The sequence below is a fragment of the Streptomyces roseicoloratus genome, from assembly GCF_004117935.1.
Lineage (GTDB): Bacteria > Actinomycetota > Actinomycetes > Streptomycetales > Streptomycetaceae > Streptomyces > Streptomyces roseicoloratus.
In genome coordinates, this window is record NZ_SDOY01000175.1 from 12,711 (window position 1) to 32,206 (window position 19,496).

Annotated in this window: 16 protein-coding genes; 10 read left to right on the plus strand and 6 right to left on the minus strand. The window is 72.8% G+C overall.

Features of this window, described 5'->3' with window-relative positions; all coding sequences use genetic code 11:
• Positions 1 to 12: 12 nt before the first annotated feature.
• Positions 13 to 747, plus strand: coding sequence for a TetR/AcrR family transcriptional regulator (locus tag ESG85_RS32525; RefSeq protein WP_128984772.1), 735 nt, complete (start codon positions 13 to 15; stop codon positions 745 to 747).
• A gap of 110 nt (positions 748 to 857) precedes the next feature.
• On the opposite strand, the gene galE is transcribed toward ESG85_RS32525, so the two are convergent.
• A complete protein-coding gene (gene galE / locus ESG85_RS32530; protein WP_128984773.1) occupies positions 858 to 1,853 on the minus strand; it encodes a UDP-glucose 4-epimerase GalE in 996 nt (331 codons plus the stop codon).
• Positions 1,854 to 2,166: 313 nt separating this feature from the next.
• On the opposite strand from galE, the gene ESG85_RS32535 reads away from it, so the two are divergent.
• On the plus strand, positions 2,167 to 2,694 hold the full coding sequence (locus ESG85_RS32535; protein ID WP_128984774.1) for a hypothetical protein: 528 nt from the start codon (positions 2,167 to 2,169) through the stop codon (positions 2,692 to 2,694).
• An 80-nt stretch (positions 2,695 to 2,774) separates the two neighbouring features.
• Here ESG85_RS32535 and ESG85_RS37090 read toward each other — a convergent pair whose 3' ends face one another.
• On the minus strand, positions 2,775 to 3,605 hold the full coding sequence (locus ESG85_RS37090) for a ClpP family protease (protein ID WP_425471310.1): 831 nt from the start codon (positions 3,603 to 3,605) through the stop codon (positions 2,775 to 2,777).
• Positions 3,606 to 3,886: 281 nt separating this feature from the next.
• Between ESG85_RS37090 and ESG85_RS32545 the strand changes: the two genes are divergently transcribed.
• Both ESG85_RS32545 and ESG85_RS32550 read left to right on the plus strand, forming a co-directional pair.
• Positions 3,887 to 4,915 carry a LacI family DNA-binding transcriptional regulator gene (locus ESG85_RS32545; protein ID WP_128984775.1) on the plus strand — a complete coding sequence of 343 codons (1,029 nt, stop codon included), beginning with the start codon at positions 3,887 to 3,889 and terminating at the stop codon, positions 4,913 to 4,915.
• 286 nt (positions 4,916 to 5,201) lie between these two features.
• Positions 5,202 to 6,545, plus strand: a complete 1,344-nt coding sequence (locus ESG85_RS32550) for a glycosyltransferase family 87 protein (protein WP_246095495.1) — start codon at positions 5,202 to 5,204, stop codon at positions 6,543 to 6,545.
• Positions 6,546 to 6,635: 90 nt separating this feature from the next.
• Here the strand turns inward: ESG85_RS32550 and ESG85_RS32555 are convergent, their stop codons facing one another.
• Positions 6,636 to 9,416 (minus strand): glycosyl hydrolase, encoded by a 2,781-nt coding sequence (locus ESG85_RS32555; RefSeq protein WP_128984776.1) that lies wholly within the window; start codon positions 9,414 to 9,416, stop codon positions 6,636 to 6,638.
• Between the two features lie 374 nt (positions 9,417 to 9,790).
• On the opposite strand from ESG85_RS32555, the gene ESG85_RS32560 reads away from it, so the two are divergent.
• The 4 genes from ESG85_RS32560 (at position 9,791) to ESG85_RS32575 (ending at position 14,824) form a co-directional block, all read left to right on the plus strand.
• The gene (locus ESG85_RS32560; protein WP_128984777.1) at positions 9,791 to 11,092 is read left to right on the plus strand and encodes an ABC transporter substrate-binding protein; all 1,302 of its coding nucleotides are present in this window, start codon (positions 9,791 to 9,793) and stop codon (positions 11,090 to 11,092) included.
• Between the two features lie 235 nt (positions 11,093 to 11,327).
• Positions 11,328 to 12,278, plus strand: a complete 951-nt coding sequence (locus ESG85_RS32565) for a carbohydrate ABC transporter permease (protein WP_128984778.1) — start codon at positions 11,328 to 11,330, stop codon at positions 12,276 to 12,278.
• Positions 12,275 to 13,177, plus strand: a complete 903-nt coding sequence (locus tag ESG85_RS32570) for a carbohydrate ABC transporter permease (protein WP_128984779.1) — start codon at positions 12,275 to 12,277, stop codon at positions 13,175 to 13,177. Before ESG85_RS32565 ends, ESG85_RS32570 begins: the two co-directional genes overlap by 4 nt.
• A 246-nt stretch (positions 13,178 to 13,423) precedes the next feature.
• Positions 13,424 to 14,824, plus strand: coding sequence for a GH1 family beta-glucosidase (locus ESG85_RS32575; protein ID WP_128984780.1), 1,401 nt, complete (start codon positions 13,424 to 13,426; stop codon positions 14,822 to 14,824).
• Between the two features lie 95 nt (positions 14,825 to 14,919).
• Here ESG85_RS32575 and ESG85_RS32580 read toward each other — a convergent pair whose 3' ends face one another.
• Positions 14,920 to 15,516 (minus strand): hypothetical protein, encoded by a 597-nt coding sequence (locus ESG85_RS32580; RefSeq protein ID WP_128984781.1) that lies wholly within the window; start codon positions 15,514 to 15,516, stop codon positions 14,920 to 14,922.
• A 97-nt stretch (positions 15,517 to 15,613) separates the two neighbouring features.
• Positions 15,614 to 17,092 (minus strand): glutamate-cysteine ligase family protein, encoded by a 1,479-nt coding sequence (locus tag ESG85_RS32585; protein ID WP_128984782.1) that lies wholly within the window; start codon positions 17,090 to 17,092, stop codon positions 15,614 to 15,616.
• Positions 17,093 to 17,280: 188 nt separating this feature from the next.
• Between ESG85_RS32585 and ESG85_RS32590 the strand changes: the two genes are divergently transcribed.
• Positions 17,281 to 17,472 carry a hypothetical protein gene (locus tag ESG85_RS32590; protein WP_128984783.1) on the plus strand — a complete coding sequence of 64 codons (192 nt, stop codon included), beginning with the start codon at positions 17,281 to 17,283 and terminating at the stop codon, positions 17,470 to 17,472.
• 76 nt (positions 17,473 to 17,548) lie between these two features.
• The gene (locus ESG85_RS32595) at positions 17,549 to 18,202 is read left to right on the plus strand and encodes a 2-phosphosulfolactate phosphatase (protein WP_342781441.1); all 654 of its coding nucleotides are present in this window, start codon (positions 17,549 to 17,551) and stop codon (positions 18,200 to 18,202) included.
• Positions 18,203 to 18,231: 29 nt separating this feature from the next.
• On the opposite strand, the gene ESG85_RS32600 is transcribed toward ESG85_RS32595, so the two are convergent.
• Entirely contained in the window at positions 18,232 to 19,491 is a 1,260-nt protein-coding gene (locus ESG85_RS32600; protein WP_128984784.1) for an MFS transporter, read from the minus strand.
• Positions 19,492 to 19,496 lie beyond the last annotated feature (5 nt).

Genomic DNA, 19,496 nt, shown 5'->3' on the forward strand with positions numbered 1-19,496 from the left:
GCGAGGGGCGCCATGGCCAAGAAGGTGATTCCGGAGGCGGAGCGGCGCAGGCGGCGTCCGACCCGGCGGGGCACCGTGCTGTCGGAGCAGCTGATCGTGCGGACGGCGCTGCGGATGCTGCGCGAGCACGGGAGCTCCGGGCTGACCGCGCGCCGCCTGGGCGCCGCGCTCGGCGCGGATCCGAGCACCTTGTACCGGTACTTCGCCGGCCTGGACGAGCTGACCCGGGCCATCGGCGAGGAGCTGATGGGCCGGGCCCTGGACGACTGGACCGCGACCGGGGAGTGGCGGGCCGACCTGCGGGCGCTGGGTCTCGCCGTCCACGCCTCCTATCTCGCCCATCCGCAGGCCGCCGTGCTGACCGCCAGCCGCGTCACCGGCCGGCCGCGGGAGATCGCGGTGGACGAGACGATCCTCGGCATCCTGCGCGGCGCGGGCTTCGGCGACGCCGACGCGGTCGGCATCTACCACGCCTTCATCGACCTGGCGCTGGCGTTCGCCGCCCTGGACGCGGGAGCACTGGCCATCAAGGACGAGGCTCGGGAGGCGGACGAGGACATGTGGACCTCCACCTACGCCCGGCTCCCCGCGGAGACCCATCCGCACATCGCCGCCACGGCGCACCTGCTGGTGCACCGGATGAACCTCAGCGCCTATCCGGTCGTGCTCGACACGCTCCTCACCAGCGCGGAGGCGCGGCTGGCGGCGACGGCCACGGCGACGGCGACGGCGCCCCAGGCGGTCTGACCGGCGACGGGACCTCCGCGGCGACGGCCACGGCGACGCGGCGGAGCTCGCGCGCGCTCACGGGACTTCGAACGCGGGGGCGCCGGGCCGCCGGCGCGGACCCGCGGGCGTCAGTCCCGGAGCATGTCGTCGCGCACCGGGATCCAGTCCAGGGAGGAGCGGATGCCCTCCTCCAGGGAGAACCGCGGTGTCCAGCCGAGGAGTCGCTCGGCGCGGTCGCCGGCGGTGTAGGCGCCGGCGACGTCGCCCGGCCGCGGATCGGCGTCGACGGTGGCGAGCGGAGTGTCGACGACCCGGTCGAACGCCGCGCACAGTTCGCGCACGGTGGTGCCCGAGCCGGTTCCGAGGTTGATCACCGTCGCCGGCGTGTCCTCGGTCAGGAGGGTGTCGAAGCGCCGGATCGCCGCCACGTGGGCCGCGGCCAGGTCCCAGACGTGCACGTAGTCCCGGATTCCGCTGCCGTCGCGGGTGGGATAGTCCGTGCCCGTGACGGGGAAGGCGGCGCCTTCCTGGTGACAGGAGATCATCTTGCCGAGCGCGTGGCTCGGCCGCTTCAGCTGGAGTCCGGTACGCATCTTCGGGTCGGCGCCGATGGGATTGAAGTAGCGCAGCGACAGCACGCGCATCTGTCCGGCCGCGGCGATGTCCGCGAACATGCCCTCGCAGTGTGCCTTGGTCCTGGCGTACGGGCTCTGCGGCCCCAGCGGAGCGTCCTCGTCTACCGGGGAACCGTCCTCCGACCGGTAGATGGAGGCCGAGGAGCTGAAGACGAGGCGGTCGCAGCCGTTCCTCCGGAGGTGACGGAGGAAGTCGAGGCTCTTGCCGACGTTGGCCTCGTAGTAGCCGATCGGGTCCGCGGTGGAGTCCGGCACGACGATCAGCGCCGCGCAGTGCACCACCGTGGTGATGTCGGGGTGTTCGGAGAAGACGCGGTCGATCAGCGCCCCGTCGGAGATGTCGCCCTCGTAGAAGTCCCGGCCGTCCGTGAACTCGCGCCGGCCCGTGACGAGGCTGTCGACGACGACCGGGGTGATCCCCTCGTCCAGGCAGGCCGAGGCGACGGTGCTTCCGATGTAGCCGGCTCCACCGGCGACGAGAACCTTCACGGGTTTCGGGGACCTTCCTCGGTGAACGGGTGAGCACGCACGCGACATACGGGTTGTACGGGACGCATGCGGCACTCGGGATGTACGCGGCGTACGGGACGACGAAAGCACAACGCTAGCGGCGTCGTTGTCAGTTCCCGGTGAAGACCGGCGCTACGGACCGGACAGGGCGGGGGGAGCGAAGGGACGGGGGCGGGGGCGGTGCCGTCCTCGGCGGGAACTCCCCCACGCCTTCGCGCGTTCCGAACATGACCTGATCATTGGGAAAGTGTGACTCGACGGCGCCGCCGTCGTCGGGGGAATCGAGCAACGCATGGCCATGGTGGGCCTGTTCTGGATCGCCGAGGGCGACGTGTACGTGGGCGCGAAGCCGACCGGTACGGCACCTGGGGTGCGGCTGACCGCCGACGGCGTGGTGGCGCTCGGGGACGGCCAGGACGCGCTCTATCCGTGGGAGGACGTCAACGCCCTGGCGGTGTCCGACGCGCCGGTGAAGACGCTCAGACGGCAGGTCGGCGTCTTCACGGAGGTGGCACTGGACACGGTGATGAACCTGGCGGTGCCCGTGGGGCCGGTCGGGTCGGTCGAGGCGCCGCCCCTGATGACGCTGAGCGTCGGAACGGCCTCCGGCGAGCGTGCCGTGAAGGCGTACGTGGCGGCGGCCGTCGGCTACTCCTCCACCGAGGTCGAGCTCTCCCGCGCCCTCCTGTCCCGGCTCACGGAGGGCGCGGCCACCATGGCCACCACGCTCGCGGCGATGGCGGAGTGGGGCCGCGCCTGGGAGGGCGGCTCACCCCGCGTCCCGCAGCGCGAGGCGCTGCTGCGGGAGTGGCTGGGTTAGGGCCTGTCCGGCGGATCACGGCCGGGCCGCGATACCGGCCGTCGCGCGGTGCCGCCCGCCGCGCGACGCTCGCGTCGTGCTCAGGGCCGCTGCGGTGTCGCGTCCAGGACGTGGTCGATGAGGCCGTACTCCAGGGCCTCATCGGGAGTGAGCCAGCGGTCGTCGGCGAAGTCCCGTACGACCTGACCGACCTCGCGGTGGGTGAAGTCCGCGATCAGTCCGGCGACACGGTCCCTGCTGTGGCGCAGCTCCTCGTGCCGGCCGGCCTCGGCCGTGCCGGTCGGGGCCTGCGCGAAGCTCGGCAGGTGCAGCATCATCCGGGCGTTGGGCAGGGCGTAGCGCTTCCCGGGCGTGCCCGCGGAGACGAGGAACTGCGCCATCGAGGCGCAGTAGCCGAGACCGATGGTGACGACGTCGTTGTCGATGTGCCGCATGACGTCGTAGATCGCCATCCCGGCGGGCACGGATCCGCCGGGCGAGCTGATGTAGAGCGTCACGGGACGGTCGGTCTCGGCGGCGAGGAGCAGCAGCGCGGCAGTGACGCGTTCGGCCGTCCGGTCCGTGATCGGTTCGGCGATGTGGAGGATGCCGTGCCGGAGCAGCCGGTCGAGCACGGGATCCGAGGCGGGGCCGGGATCCTGGGGGGACGCGGGGTGCGAGGCGGAGGCGGGATTCGGGCCGGGGCCGGGATCCGGGGCGGAGGCGGCTTCCGCCGAGCGAGGCGCGTCCGTGGTCGGCGTGGGCTCCGATGCGGGAGCGGTGTCCGCCGACGGGGCGCCGTCCGGGGCCCGAGCGGGCTTGGAGGCCCGAGCGGGCTCCGGGGCCCGGGCTGCTTCGGGGCCTGCGGCGGGGCCGGGGCTTGCAGCGGGGCTGGGGCGGGTGCTGCTCGGGTCCTCGGACGCGGAGGTCATGGCGGGTGTTCCTCCTGCGAGCGGTCCGAAGACGGGACGGGCGACCGGGCGGGCCGCCGGGTCCCGCCCCGTACGCATCCAGCCGTTCCCTCCGCGCCGCCGCCCGTCACAGGCTGCAACCGATCGGAGTACGCGCGGGTCGCACGCCCCGTACGACTCTGGGAGCGCTCTCAGAAGGAGCCCGCAGCGTCTATCCTGGTCGCGTCGGACCGGTGTGCGGCCTGATCCGGACGACACGGTCCGGGCCGCGGAGCAGAACAGGGGAACACGGAGTGCCTGCTGTGCCCGAGCAGACCGCGGGATCGTCCCGCCCCACGCTGGAAGCCGTCGCGGCACGGGCCGGCGTGTCGCGGGCGACTGTCTCGCGGGTCGTCAACGGCGGCGCGGGCGTACGGCAGGCGCTGGTGGACAAGGTGCGCGAGGCGGTCGAGGAGCTCGGGTACGTCCCGAACCACGCGGCCCGCTCGCTCGTGACGCGGCGTCACGGCGCGGTCGCCGTGATCATCGCGGAGCCGGAGTTCCGCATCTTCTCCGACCCGTTCTTCGAGCAGCAGGTTCGGGGCATCAGCCGGGAGCTCACCGCGCACGACGCCCAACTGGTGCTGCTCTGGGTGGAGGGGCCGGGCGACCACGGGCGCATCGCGCGCTATCTCGACGGCGGCCACGTGGACGGGGCGCTCGCCTTCTCGCTGCACAGCGACGACCGGCTGCCCGCACTGATCGCCCGCAGCAGCGTCCCGACCGTGTTCGGCGGCCGCCCTGCGGTGGGATCGGGTCCGGCGGTGCCGTACGTGGACTGCGACAACCGGGGCGGGGCGCGGCAGGCCGTACGGCATCTGGTGGACCTGGGGCGCCGCCGTATCGCGCACCTCGCGGGTCCGCGTGACCAGACGTCCGCGCTCGACCGGATCGCCGGCTATCACGACGTGCTGGTCGACGCCGATCCCGAACTGCTGTGCCAGGGCGACTTCACCCGGGAAAGCGGTGCCCGCGCCATGGCCGAGCTGCTCGACCGGCGGCCGGACGTCGACGCCGTCTTCGCCTCGAACGACCTGATGGCCGCAGGTGCCCTGCGGACACTGCGGGAACGCGGGATCCGGGTGCCGGAGGACATCGCCGTCGTCGGCTTCGACGACATGGACTCGGTGGTCCGCGACACCGAGCCGGCGCTCACCACGGTGCGTCAGGACATCGAGGGCATGGGCCGGCTCATGGTCAGGCTGCTGATGCGGGTGCTCGACGGGGCGGCCGACGCGGCCTCTGCGTCGGTGATCACGTCGACGAGTCTCGTACGGCGCGCGTCGGCCTGAGTGCCGTGGCGGGCGCCGCGCAGGGCCGTGGCGAGGGCCGCACGGCCGGGCCGCAGGACCCCGGCCGGCGTGACACGGCCTCCGCACGCGGCCTCCGGACGCCGCCGCCTCGTTTCCACTGCGGCCCGGCCTCCGCGCGGACACGGGACCGCCCGTCGGCCCCGTGTCCGCGGGTGCCCGGGGCGGGGCCACCCGGGCTGTTCGGTGCCCGCCCCTCGGGGGACGGGACGGCGGATGGGCGGTTCGCTGACCGGTGCGGCGATCGGGCCGGTCTAGATTCCGGCCCATGACGCAGCAGAAGGTCGTCCCCGGCCGCAGCGCCGCGGCGCGGGCCCTCGTCCGGGCCGCCCACCACGTGGACGGCGTCCGGTCGCCGCGTGCCTCGACGCGCGCCCTCGTGACCGTCTGGGTCCTGACCCGGCTCGGCATGCTGTATCTGCTGGTGCAGGACTCCATCGGCGTCAGGAACGTCAACGACGAGGTGGAGTTCCTCTATCCGCGCTGGGCCCGGCAGCTGGCCGACGGCTCCTTCCCGGTCGACGACGTCACCTGGCAGTACCCGCCGGGCGCGGGCCTGCTGTTCCTGTCCCCCGAGGCCGTGCCGTTCCTCGACTACTTCGCGGCCTTCCTCGTCCTCACCCTCGCCGCGGACGCGCTCGTGGCATGGGTGCTGGCCCGTCCGGGCCGGCTGCCCGCCGGGGCGTGGCTGTGGACGGCCGGTCTGCCGCTGCTGCTGAACGTGCCGCACGGCCGGTTCGACATCCAGGTGACGGCCCTCGCCGTCCTCGCGCTGCTGAGCAGTCGGCGCCGCCCTCGGCTCGGCGGGGCGCTCGCCGCGCTCGGGGCCCTGGTCAAGGCGTGGCCGCTGCTCACGCTGCTGGGCCTGGAGCGGGGCCGCGGCAGCAGGGAGGCCTGGCGGTCCGCGGCGGTGAGCGCGGCGGCGCTGCTCGCCGTCCTGGCCCTGGCCTTCCGGGACAGCCTCGGTTTCCTCCGGCAGCAGGGCGCCCGCGGGGTGCAGATCGAGTCGCTCGGCGGCACGGTGCTGGCGCTGCTGCGGGCCGCGGGCGCGCCGATCGTGGTCGAGTCCCGGTACGGGGCCCTGGAGTTCAGCGGTCCTCAGGTGGCGGCCGTGACCCAGCTGTCGCTGCTGCTGACGGTCGCCGCGTTCGGCTGGCTGTTGTTCTGGCGGGGGCGGGCCTCGCGCTGGACGGAGGCGACGCCGTTCGACGCGGCCCTCGCCGCGGTGCTGTTGTTCACCGTCACGAGCAGGGTGATCAGCCCGCAGTACCTGGTGTGGCCGATCGGTCTTGCGGCGGTCTGCCTCACCTCCCGGCACACCACCCAGCGTCCGGTGGCGTGGGTCCTGCTGGCCGCGGCGGCCGTGACGGCGCTCGCCTTCCCGACCCACTACCTGGAGGTCATGCAGGGTACGGCCCTGGGCAACACGCTGATGGTCGTACGCAACGGCCTGCTGTTGACGGCGACCCTGCTCTCCTGTCACCGCCTGTGGCAGGCGACGGCGGCCACGCCGGACCCGGCCGACTCCCCGTCCCCGGCCGAAGCCGCTTCCTCGGACGGCCCGGCCGGCCCCGCGAGCACGACCGGCCGCGTGGGCGCGGACGCCCGCTAGCAGCGGTCATCCGCGACCGCGCCGGCGGCGGGCGTGGGAGCGTGTCCCGCGCCCGCCGCCGGTTCTCGCGCTGCCGGTCCGGTCGTCGCGTCAGCCGAAGGGGATGACGACGACGCCCGTGTCCGTGCCCGTCCGGAGCTGGGAGTCGGCGTTGCCGATCGCGCTCCAGACCTCGAGGCGTACGGTGCCGTTCTTCAGGTTGCCCAGGGTGCCCGTGGCGCTCTTGAGGCCGCGGGTCTGGTTGTACTCCTCCCAGCCCTGGACCGGGTCGGTGGCGAAGTAGTGGTAGGTCTCGGTGCGGTCGTAGGTGCCGTCGCCGGTCAGGTCGTAGCTGACGCGGACCTGCTGGCCGAGGCCGACGGCGCTGCCCGCGTCGACCGGGAGGCGGAACGTGGTGGCGCCGCCCGGCTCGAGCGTGCCGTTGACGCCGCGGGCCACGTAGACGAGCGGCCGGTACGGGGTGCCGTCGTGGTTGGTGCCGCCGGCCGACGGGATGGTGTCGCTGCCGGGGGTGCCGCCGGTGGCGGTGGTGAGGACGCCGCCGGAGCGGATCCGGAAGGTGTTGCCGGTGGACGGCTCCGGGTCCGGGTCGGGATCGGGGTCGGTGGCCGTGCCGGTGCCGCTGGCGGTGGACCGCGCGGGCACGGTCAGGCTCTTGCCGTCGGAGAAGGTGACGTTGCGGGTGGTCGCGCCGTAGTTGTGGGCCGCGTAGGTGCGGACGCCGTTCTTGGTGAAGACGGCGGAGGTCGGGATGTCTCCGGTCACCGTGGTGTCGGGGGCGCCGACGGCGGCGAGAGTGGTGAGCCAGTGGTAGGTGTGGGCCTTGGACTCGCCGGCCTCCGGGGTGTAGGCGTTGTTGCCCGCGTCCCACTTGTTCTTCGCCGCGGCCGGGTCGGCGAGCGACTGGAACTCCCAGAGGATGTCGCGCCACTCGACGGCCGTGCCGCCGTTCTCGCGCTCCATCTCGGCGATGTTGCGGCGGATGGCCTCCTTGTGCCCGCCGAGCTGCAGCGAGCCGCCGGTCACCGGGAGGACGTTGATGCCGTGGATCTCCTCGGGGTTCGCGGTCCACCAGGTGGCGTAGGCGGCGCCGCTGCCCCACACCATGCCGGCGGTGTCGTGGCCGAAGGAGGCGGGGAAGACCTGCTGGTCGGCGTCGAACCAGTACTGGGCGATCGCCTCGCCCTCGGTGGCGAGGAGGTAGCTGCCGAGGTCGCGCAGCGCGTTGTCGCCGGTGGCGGAGCCCCAGAGGACGAGGGCGGCGCTCAGGTTGGTCGACTCGGAGGACGACTCCTGGTTGTTGCCGGCGGCGAAGCCCTGGTGACCGGAGGCCCAGCTGTGGCCGGCGTAGACGTCGAAGCCGCGCAGGAACGGGAACGCGCCGTCGGTGCGGGCCGGGTTCGCGGTGTCGCGGACGAGGGTCTTGACCATGCCGCCCCAGGCGGAGTCGGCGGCCCAGGCCTGGTCGTACTGGGCGACGATCGCGGCGGCGTACACGTAGTAGCCGTAGTGGAAGTGGTGGTCGTTGAGCTCGGAGTCGCTGCCGTACGAGGCGGGGTAGCCGGTCAGGGTCTTCCACGTCGGGTCGTACGAGAACTCGTTGGCGCCGCCCGCGGTGAACCAGTCCTGGAGCCGGCCCTTCATGAGGGTGAGCAGCCGGTCGCGGATCGCGGTCTCGCCGATCTGGTCGGCGAGCGGGACCAGCTGGGCGAGCTTGCCGAGCGCCTTGCCGGTCCAGTAGGTGTCGACGGCTCCGGAGAACGGGTCGGAGGCGTTGGCGACCTCGTTCAGCCGGGCGCGCAGCGTGGCGGTGTCGACGGCGCCGGCGCGGGGCAGGCCGGGCAGGACCGGGGCGGCCTTCTGGACAGTGGTGAAGGAGGCCGACTCGCGGACCTTCATGGTGCCGCGCGGCGAGACGTAGGTGTACGGGGTGAGGGCGTCGGTGGTGTGGAGCCACTGGTGCCGGTAGAGGGCCTGGAGGGTGCCGCGTTCGGTTCCTTCCTTGGCCTCGGTGGTGAGGGTGTAGGTGGCGCGGACGCTGCCGCCGGAGGTGCTCCAGTCGACGCGGGAGCCGGTGACGAAGCTGAAGGCGTACTTCTTGAAGGTGGCGAGGGCGTCGGTGGAGGGCAGGACCGCGACGGAGAAGTAGTTCTTGCCGCCGAGTCCGGTGCTGATGGTGGTGCCGTTGACGTTCCAGTCGGTGCCGGTCGGCGCGAACAGCGCGTAGTGGTGGCCGGCGACGGTGATGCCGAGGACGTTGCCCTGGTCGGCGAAGACCGTGGGCGTGCCCGCGGTGGTGATCTGGGCGTTTCCGCCGCTGCCCTGGGCGTACACGAACGGGCTGCCGTGGCCGATGGTGGTGCGCAGGGTGCGGGCGCCGTCGGACCAGTAGGGCGTGACGGTCCAGTCGGACCAGGCGTCCGCCTTGGTGTCGGGCGCGTTGAGGCCGGTCAGGCCGAGGGTGAGGTCGCGCTTGTGGGCGAACTCGTACTGGCGTCCGTCGCCGACGATGCTCGGGCTGGTGGGGTAGCCGATGTCGAGTCCGCCCGAGGTCGCCTGGTAGGTGAGGGGGTGGCCGTACATGGGCGTGGAGTACGGGTTGTCGCCGTAGCGCTGGAAGGCGAGTGAGGACCACCAGTCGTTGGTGGGCACGGGCTTGCCCTGGGCCGCGGGGGTCACCTTGGGGGTGACGGGCGTGCCGGTGTTGGTGGTGGGTCCGGAGGTGCCGGGAGGCCGGGTGTCGGAGTAGCTTCCGGCGCCCACCGGGACGGTGGCGGCCGCGGCGGGGGCCGCTGCCGGTCCCAGTCCTGCCGCTGCCAGGGCGGCGGCGAGGACCAGCACGGCGGCTGGGCGCGGGTGGGGGACTGCCATGGGGAACACCTCATGTCATCACGATGGACGGGGCGGCTCGTCGGCCGTGCGGCGCGGGGCGCTCGTCGGCCGTGGGTGTGGCGGAAGGGCAGTGGTACGGCGGCTCGGGGTGCGAAGCGGGAGCCCGGTCGTGCCGGACGCGGTGGCTCGTGTCCGGCAGTCGTATCCGAGAGCGCTCTCAGGACGCCGGAAACGTAAGACTCCCGAAACACAAGTGTCAATACATGGCGCAACACCGGAAGTTGAGACTGATTCCAGCCCGTTACGCGTTCGAGTCTTGACGGAACGACCACGACGGAGGCACGCTCCCCTGGCATGTTGAGAGCGCTCTCAAAGCGCGTTCTCGTTCGATCCGGAGCCAAGGGAGGCTTCCCATGCCCACTGCCCGAGCCGCCAGAAGAACCGCCGTCCGTCTGGGGGCGGTCGCTCTCGCCGGGGCCCTGCTCGCCGCCTGCGGGGGTTCGACGGAGGGGGCCTCCGACAGTGCGGGCGGAAAGGTCACGGTCACCGTGGACCTGTTCGGTTCCTTCGGTTACAAGGAGGCCGGGCTCTACGCCGAGTACGAGAAGCTCCACCCGAACGTCACCATCAAGCAGACCGACACCGAGGACGAGGCCGACTACTGGAAGTCGCTGCAGACCCGGCTGGCCGGCGGGGGCGGTCTGGCCGACGTCCAGGCCGTCGAGGTGGGCCGCATCGCGTCCGTCGCACAGCAGCAGAGCGACAAGTTCGAGGACCTGCGCAAGCACGGCGCCGAAAGGCTCCAGGCCCAGTTCTCCGACGCCAAGTGGGCGGCGGCCACCGGAAAGAACGGCGAGGTCCTCGGCCTCGGCACCGACGTCGGTCCCGAGGCGATCTGCTACCGCACCGACCTCTTCGCCAAGGCCGGCCTCCCCACCGACCGCGAGGAACTCGCGAAGAAGTGGTCGACGTGGGACGGCTACCTGGAGCTCGGCCGCCAGTACAAGGCGAAGGCAGCCGGGAACAGCGCCTGGATCGACAGCGTCGGCAGCCTCTACTCCGTGATCATCGGCCAGGAGAAGGAGCGCTACTACGACTCCTCCGGCAAGCTGATCTGGGACACCAACCCCGCCCTCAAGACGGCCTGGGACACCTCCGTCACCGCCGCGAAGGACGGCCTCAGCGCCAAGCTGGACCAGTGGTCGCCGCAGTGGAACCAGGCCTTCTCCGCCGGCTCCTTCGCCACCCTGCCCTGCCCCGCCTGGATGCTCGGCTACATCAAGGGCCAGGCCGGTGACGCCGGCAAGGGCAAGTGGGACATCGCCGCGCTGCCCGGCGGCGCCGGCAACTGGGGCGGCTCGTACCTCACCGTGCCGCGCGCCGCGAAGCACAAGAAGGAGGCGTACGAGCTGATCGCCTGGCTCACCGCGCCCGAGCAGCAGGAGAAGCTCTTCCGCAAGCACGGCAGCTTCCCGTCCGCCACGGGCGCCATCGCGAAGATCCACGACGCGACGGACCCGTACTTCTCGGGCGCGCCGATCGGCAAGATCTTCGGTGACGCCGCCAAGGCCGCGCCGGTCCAGGTCCTCGGCGTGCACGACCAGAACGTCAACCAGCAGATCACCAACGCCCTCGGCGAGGTCGAGCGCAAGGGCGTGTCGTCCGAGCAGGCCTGGGCGAACGCGAAGAAGGGCGTCGACAACACCATCGGCTGAGCCTTCCAGGGCCGCCGGTCGGCCGCCTCCCCGGCCGACCGGCCTCATCCCCTGGCACCGGCCTCCGCCTCCCCGGCAGGCGGCCGCCTCCCCTGCCGCCGGCCCCGGCCTCCCGCCCCGCCGGCACCCTCCGGCCGAACCGCCACCTCCGGGCCCGTCCGGGACGCCCGCCCCGCTGCCGGACCGGCCCGGAGGTCACTCCCCAGGCACCGACACACTCCCGAAGGGCCGCATCGTGACCCTGACCGCACCCACGAGACCTCTGGCGCCGAGTCGCCGCCCGCCCGCGGCGCGGCGCGCGTGGCAGAAGGTCTCCCCGTACGCCTACATCGCCCCCTTCTTCACCCTGTTCGCCGCCTTCGGGCTCTTCCCGCTGGTCTACACGGCCTTCGTGTCGCTGTACCGGGTCGAGCTGCAGACGCCCGGCGACATGGAGTGGCGCGGGCTCGGGAACTACACCGCGCTGCTCGGCGACTCCTTCTTCTGGCTCTCGCTGCGCAACACGTTCACCATCGGGGTGCTCTCCACCGTGCCCCAGCTGGTGATGGCCCTCGGGCTCGCGCACCTGCTCAACTACAAGCTGCGCGGGCGCACCTTCTTCCGCACCGCGATGCTGCTGCCGTACGCGACCTCCGTCGCCGCCGCCACCCTCGTCTTCGCCCAGCTCTTCGGCCGTGACTTCGGGCTGGTCAACTACGTGCTCGGGCTCGTCGGGATCGGCCCGGTCGACTGGCAGACCGGCACGACGGCCTCGCAGATCGCCGTCTCGTCCATCGTCGTCTGGCGCTGGACCGGCTACAACGCGCTGATCTACCTCGCGGGCATGCAGTCCATCCCGCACGAGCTGTACGAGGCGGCGGAGATGGACGGCGCCTCGCGCCTGCGCCAGTTCTTCCACGTCACGCTGCCCGGACTGCGGCCCACGATCCTCTTCACGGTCGTCGTGTCCACCATCGGCGCGACCCAGCTGTTCGGCGAGCCGCTCCTCTTCGAGGGCTCCATCTCCGGCGGCATCTCGCACCAGTACCAGACGCTCGGGCTCTACCTGTACGAGCAGGGCTGGGGCTTCTTCCACCTGGGCCGCGCCGCCGCGATCGCCTGGGTGATGTTCCTGCTGATCCTGCTGGTCGTCGGCGTCAACGCCGTGATCGCACGGCGCCGTTCACGCAAGGAGGCCGGCCGATGACCGCGCTCGCCGATCCGCCCGTCGGCCGTACGCACCCCCAGGAGCCCGCGAAGAGCGCGCCGCGCCGCTCGCGCGCCGGGCGCACCATGCGGGGCGGGAAGCTCGCGTACGCCATCCTGATCGTGGCCGTGCTCGTCTCGGCGTTCCCGTTCTACTGGACCGTCGTCGCGGCGAGCCGGTCCAACGCCGACCTCGCCCAGGTGCCGCCGGCCCTCCTGCCCGGACCGAACCTCTTCAAGAACTTCGAGGCGGTGGTGGAAGAGGCGGACATCGGCAAGGCGCTGCTCAACTCCCTCATCGTCTCGGGGTCCGTGACCCTGGGCACGGTGCTGTGCTGCACCCTCGCCGGGTTCGCCTTCGCCAAGCTGCGCTTCCGCGGCCGCGGGGCGCTGCTGGGGATCACCGTCGGCACGATGATGATCCCGCCGCAGCTGGGCGTCATCCCGCTGTTCATGCTCATCGCCGAGCTGCAGTGGGTCAACCAGCTCCAGGCCGTCATCCTGCCCGGGCTGGTCTCCGCCTTCGGCGTGTTCTTCATGCGGCAGTACCTCGTGCAGTCGCTGCCGGACGAACTGATCGAGGCTGCCCGGGTCGACGGCGCGTCCACGGCGCGGATCTTCTGGTCCATCGTCGTGCCCATCGCCCGGCCCGGGATGGCCGTGCTCGGCCTGCTGACGTTCATGGCCGCCTGGAACGACTTCTTCTGGCCGGTCGTCGCCCTGTCCTCCTCCGAGCCGACCGTCCAGGTCGCCCTGCGGCAGCTCGGCGGCGGTTACGTCAACGACCAGTCCGTGATCATGGCGGGCACGCTGCTCGGCACCCTGCCGGTGCTGCTGGTCTTCGGCCTGCTCGGGCGGCAGATCGTGGGCGGGATCATGCAGGGCGCCGTCAAGGGCTGAGACCGGGCGCGCGTTGCCTGATGTGCGCGGCTGCGCGAGTGGTCTTCCCGTGCGCCGCCGTGTGAGACGCCGCCCCGTCCCGGCGCTCCTTCCCCGTCCGAGCGCCTCTTCTCCCTACCGTTCTTGTTCCCGCCCTCCGACCGGGCCGCCCCTCCTCCCGGGCGTCTCCTCCCGGGCCGGCCTCCTCCCCCGCCGGCCTTCCTTCTCTCTGTCGACCCGACTCACCTTCCAGGGAGTTCCCCGCTCATGACCGTGCTCGAGACACGTCCCGACACCACCGCGACGCTCCGGTTCCCGGCAGGGTTCCGCTGGGGCACCGCCACCGCCGCGTACCAGATCGAGGGTGCCGCCGCCGAGGACGGCCGGACCCCGTCCATCTGGGACACCTTCAGCCGTACGCCGGGCAAGGTCCGCAACGGCGACACCGGTGACATCGCCGCCGACCACTACCACCGGCTGAGCGAGGACGTCGCGCTGATGCGGCGGCTCGGCGTGACCGACTACCGGTTCTCCATCGCCTGGCCGCGCGTGCAGCCGACCGGCCGCGGGCCGGCCGTCCAGAAGGGCCTGGACTTCTACCGGCGGCTCACCGACGAGCTGCGGGAGGCGGGCATCCGGCCGGTGGCGACCCTGTACCACTGGGACCTGCCCCAGGAGCTGGAGGACGCGGGGGGCTGGCCGCAGCGGGAGACCGCGTACCGCTTCGCCGAGTACGCGGGCATCGCCGCCGAGGCGCTCGGAGACCGGGTCGCGACCTGGACCACGCTCAACGAGCCCTGGTGCGCGGCCTTCCTCGGCTACGGCAACGGCGTGCACGCGCCCGGCCGTACCAGCGCGGTCGACGCGCTGCGGGCCGCCCACCACTTCAACCTGGGCCACGGCCTGGCCGTGCAGGCGCTGCGCGCCGCGCTGCCGGAGCCGTCCGAGGTGTCCCTGACCCTCAATCTCCACGTGGTGCGGGCGCACAGCGACGCGCCGGAGGACGTCGACGCGGCCCGCCGGATCGACGCCGTCGGCAACCGCGTCTTCCTCGACCCGGTCTTCCACGGCCGGCTGCCGCAGGACCTCGTCGCCGACACCGCGGGGGTCACCGACTGGTCCTTCGTCCAGGACGGAGACCTGCGGACGGCGTCCGCGCCGGTCGACTCGCTCGGCATCAACTACTACTCCCCCGCCGAGGTCGCGGCCGGCAGCTCGGAGTCGCCGTCGCCGTGGGCGGGCGCGGAGCGGCACGTGCGGTTCGTCGACCTGCCCGGCCCGCGGACGGCCATGGACTGGCCCGTCGACGCGAACGGTCTGCACGAGCTCCTGGTCCGGCTGCGCGACGAGCTGCCGGGCGTGCCGCTGGTCGTCACCGAGAACGGCGCGGCGTACGACGACTACGCCGACCCGTCGGGTCGGGTGAAGGACCCCGAGCGGGTGGCGTATCTGCACGCCCATCTGGCGGCCGTGCGCCGGGCGATCGAGGACGGGGCGGACGTCCGCGGCTACTTCCTGTGGTCCCTGCTCGACAACTTCGAATGGGCGTACGGGTACAGCAAGCGGTTCGGCATCGTGCACGTCGACTTCGCGACCCAGCGCCGTACGTTGAAGGACAGCGCCCGGTGGTACGCGGACGTCATCGCGCGGGGTGGCCTGACGGCCTGACGACGCCGAAGGACGTCAGAGGGCCCCGCGCGGGCTCACGGGGGTGGCTCTCCCGGGCCCTCGGCGTGTCTCCCGTCGGGTCCACGGCGCGGCGCTCAGAACTTGCCCAGGTGGCGGGCCGTGCGATGGCCCAGGCGGCGGGTGAGTCCGGCGACGAACGCGTCCGCGAGCGGCGGGAAGCCCCAGAAGTCGAAGGACAGGGCACCGAGCGCGTACTCGTCGGGCCACTGCCAGTCGGTGACCGGTGTCGCGACGCCGCAGGCCGCGCACGTGGCGCGGGCCGCCTCGCCGCCGCCCGTCGCCTCCCAGGCCTCGACGGCCGCCCGGAACGGGGCCCACACGGCCTCGTCCGGCTCGAAGGAGGCGGGGTGGTCGATGAAGGTGGTGCGCGTGGCGCAGTGGGGGCAGACGGCGTACTCCGCGTCGTCCTCTCCCTGGCCGCCCACGTGATGGTGCCTGCCGGTGACGACGGCGAGCCGCCCCGGCCCCCAGCCGTCGTGCACGACGGCCCGCGTCCACTGAGGGCCGGGCAGGTGGCCCTCGTCCGCGTGCAGGCCGTACACGCCGGTGGCGTCGGTCTCGCGGATCACGACGCCCTCGGCGACCAGCCAGTCGATCACCCGGGCCGCCGCTTCGGCGGCCTCCTCCTGCGTGACCTCCAGGTCGACGACCCGCTCGACGTAGTCCCCCACCGCCCCTGGCTCCTCTCGCGCCCGCCGGGCCGGCCCCGTACCGGCCCCGGCGGGTTCCCACTGTGCCATCCCGCACCGACAGCCCGCGCCGGGCCGGTCATTCCACCGGCCAGGTGTGGGCCGGGGCGTTGAGGTGCATGAAGTCGATGTACTGGAGCGTCATGCGGCGCAGGGCGGCGGCCCGGTCCAGGTGGGCGACGTCGTGGAGGTGGTGGAAGGCCTCCGCCTGCCACACGGCTCCGTTGCGGGCGGTGACGCAGCGCTGTTCGATGATGCCGAGCAGCGGTTCGCGCCAGCCCGCGTCCAGGCCGAGCTTCTCCAGGCCCCGGTGGGCGAGCGGGAGGAGCCGGCGCAGGACGAGTTCGGTCACGGGCACCTGGCCGGTGCCGGGCCAGAAGAGTTCGGCGTCGATGCCGCGCCGGGCCGCGGCGTGGAGGTTCTCCTCGGCGGCGGAGAAGGACATGCGGGACCACACGGGCCGGTCCTCGTCGACGAGCGCGCGGACGAGGCCGTAGTAGAAGGCGCCGTTCGACATGACGTCGGCGACGGTGGGTCCGGCGGGAAGCACCCGGTTCTCGACGCGGAGGTGGGGGACGCCGTCGACGACGGCGTAGACGGGGCGGTTCCAGCGGTAGACGGTGCCGTTGTGGAGGGTGAGTTCGGCGAGGTGGGGGGTCTCGCCCTGCTCGAGGGTCTCTTCGGGGTCCTCGTCCTCGCACAGCGGCAGGAGCGCCGGGAAGTAGCGGGTGTTCTCCTCGAAGAGGTCGAAGACGCTCGTGATCCACCGTTCGCCGAACCACACGCGGGGCCGTACGCCCTGGATCCTGATCTCGTCCGGCCGGGTGTCGGTGGCCTGCTCGAACAGCGGGATGCGGGTCTCGCTCCACAGTTCCTTGCCGAAGAGGAAGGGCGAGTTGGCGGCGAGGGCGACCTGGACGCCGGCGATGGCCTGGGCGGCGTTCCAGTGGGCGGCGAACTCGTCGGGTGCGACCTGGAGGTGGAACTGGGTGCTGGTGCAGGCCGCTTCCGGGGTGATGGTGTCCGCGTAGGTCCGCAGCCGTTCCACCCCGTCGACCTCGATGAGCAGGTCCTCGCCGCGTGCGGCGAAGATCTGGTCGTTGAGCAGGTGGTAACGCGGGTCCCCGGACAGGGCGTCGCGGTTCACGTCGTCGCGTTCGAGGGTGGGGAGCGTGCCGATCATGACCAGGTGCGCGCCGATGGCGGCGGCGCGTTCCTCGGCGTGGTTGAGGGCGTCGCGGATCTCGCCCTCCCAGGTGTCGGGGCCGCCCGCGGTGAGCCGTCGGGGCGGGATGTTGATCTCCAGGTTGAACCGGCCGAGCTCGCTCGACCAGGCGGGATCCGCGATGGCCCCGAGCACCTCGGTGCTGCGCATGGCCGGCCGTGCGGTCTCGTCGACGAGGTTGAGCTCGATCTCCAGACCCACCCGTGGCCGCTCGGTGTCGAAGCGCGACTCGCGCAGCAGCCGGGCGAAGACGTCGAGGCAGGCGTGTGTCCTGTCGCGGAACCGGCGGCGGTCGTCACGGGTGAACGTCAGCGCCGGGACGTCACGTCCCATGGATCCTCCCGGGGGCTCTCGTCGGAGGGGTTCTCGTCGGAGCGGATCCTTCTCCCCTTCAGCGTGCCACCGTGTGGCCGCCCACGACCAGCGAAGCCGGGCCTGCCGGGCGACGGCCCGGAGGCGGCGAACGGGCTGCCACAATGTCCGTGACCAGGCAACTCGAACGGTGGAAGAGGGGGACACGCATGATCGTGCTGATCCTGAGCGGTGTCATCGTGCTCGCGCTGGCGGGCTGCGGCTGCGTGGTGTGGGCCGCGCGCGGCGGCCCGCGCTGGGTGCGGGCGGTGGCCACCGTGACGCTGGCCGCGGGCGAGCTCGTACGGCGCTCCCAGCGCGCGAGCCGCACGTCGAACAGCACGCAGGACAGTGGTGACTGAGGGGCCGGCGCGGCCGCTCGCAGCGGACGGCGGGGCGACGGAGCATCGGTTCCTCGGCATTCCGGAGCTACGGGGCGTGCCCCGGGTGGCCGTCGTCGTCGACGTCATGCGCGCGTTCACGGTGGCGGCGTGGGCCTTCGCACGGGGTGCGGAGCGCATCGTGCTCGCCCGCTCGGCGGCGGAGGCGCTGGCCTTGAAGGCGGAGAACCCGGGGTGGCTGGCGCTGAAGGACGGTGCTCCGGTGGAGGGCTTCGACGCGGTGAACTCACCCGGGTACATCAGCTCGGCCGATCTGACCGGCCGCACGGTGGTGCAGAAGACCACCGCGGGCACCGTGGGCGCCCTCGCGGTCGCCGACGCCGACATGGTGCTGTGCGCGAGTTTCGTGGTGGCCGGGGCGACGGCGAAGGCACTGCGGAGCGTCACCGGTCCGGTGACGTTCGTGGTCACCGGTGAGGACGGCCTGGCGGACGAGGACCGGGCCTGTGCCGAGTACATCGCCCGGCGGCGTCCGCCGGGCGCGTCCGTCGACGCGGGTACGTATGTGCGGCGTGCGCGCGAGTCACGGGCGGCCCGCGAGCTGGCCACGGGAATCCGGCGCGGCTACCGGGGTGTGCACGCGCGTGACGTACAGCTGTGCCTGGAAGTCGACCGCTTCGGGTTCGCGATGGCGGCCCGGCGCGAGGGGCCGCTGCTGGTGCTCCGGCCGGTGCCGGACGCCGGGCCGTAAGGCGCCCGCTTCCCGGACAGGCCCTTGACTCAGGGCTTGCGTGTCCGTCCTCCGGTGCCGCTCGGTTCGCGGATCGGGCGGTGGAGGAGGTAGGCGGCGGCCGGGACGATCAGGGTGAGCATGCAGGCGATGAAGACGAGGCCCGCTCCTTCCAGGCCCAGCGGGTCGGCGAGGAGGCCGACGCCGATGACCGGGATGGAGATTCCCGTGTAGGCGACGACGAAGAGCGTGGAGATCACCGCCGCCCGGCGGTCGGCCGGTGCCGCCTGGGCGACGGCGGACAGGGCGGCGCGGAAGGCGAGGCCCTGTCCCGTGCCGCCGACGAGGGCGGCGAGAACGACGAGGGCGAGCTGGTCGGTGGCGAGCGCCGCGCCGAGCAGGAGCAGGCCGGCGAAGAGGACGGCGCAGCCGAGCGGCAGGGACCGGGCGACGCCGACGCGGCCGACGGCGAGCTGTCCCGCGGTGGAGGCGAAGAAGGCGAGCGCGACGACGAGGCCGCTGACGGCGTGGTTGTCGACGTGGAGGTAGCGGGCGAGGAACGCCGGGCTGACCGAGGTGAACACGCCGAACAGGGCGAAGCCCACGAAGGCGGCGATCGACGCGGGGACGAACACGGCTCGCACCTCCGGTGGGAGGGCCGGGCGCTGCGGTCGTACGGTCGAGAGTGGTCGGCGGTCCGTCACGGTTTCCGGGAGCCTCAGCAGGACGAGGGCGGAGGCGGCGACCAGCGCGAGGTGGACGGCGAAGGGCAGCAGGAGCGGTTCGGGCGCGTACTCGGCGAGCAGGCCCGCGAGCAGCGGTCCGCAGCCGAGGCCGCCCATGTTGGCGGCGGTGGCGACGAGGGTCGCGCGGGAGGCGCCGCCGGGCGGCGCGAGTTCCATGACGTACGCGGTGGCGGCGCCGGTGAACAGACCCGCTGACAGGCCCGAGAGGAGCCGTCCGGCGTACAGCCAGGTCAGGCCGTCGGCGAGCAGGAAGCATCCGGCGCTCGCGGCCGCGCACGCGAGGCCGCACAGCAGGGCCGGGCGTCTGCCGACGGTGTCGGAGGCGTTGCCGGCGAGGAGCAGCACGCCGATGACACCGAAGGCGTACACCGCGTAGACGACGGTGACGGTCAGCTCGGAGAAGCCGTACTCCCGCTGGTACAGGGGGTAGAGCGGGGTCGGGAGCGTGGTGCCCGCCATGCAGACCACGAACACGGCGCCGGCGAGCAGACAGCGCGTCCAGCCCTGTCGCACACGCCGGCCGTCCGCGTCGTGGGCACCGTCGCCGTCTCCGTGATCGCGCATGGCGC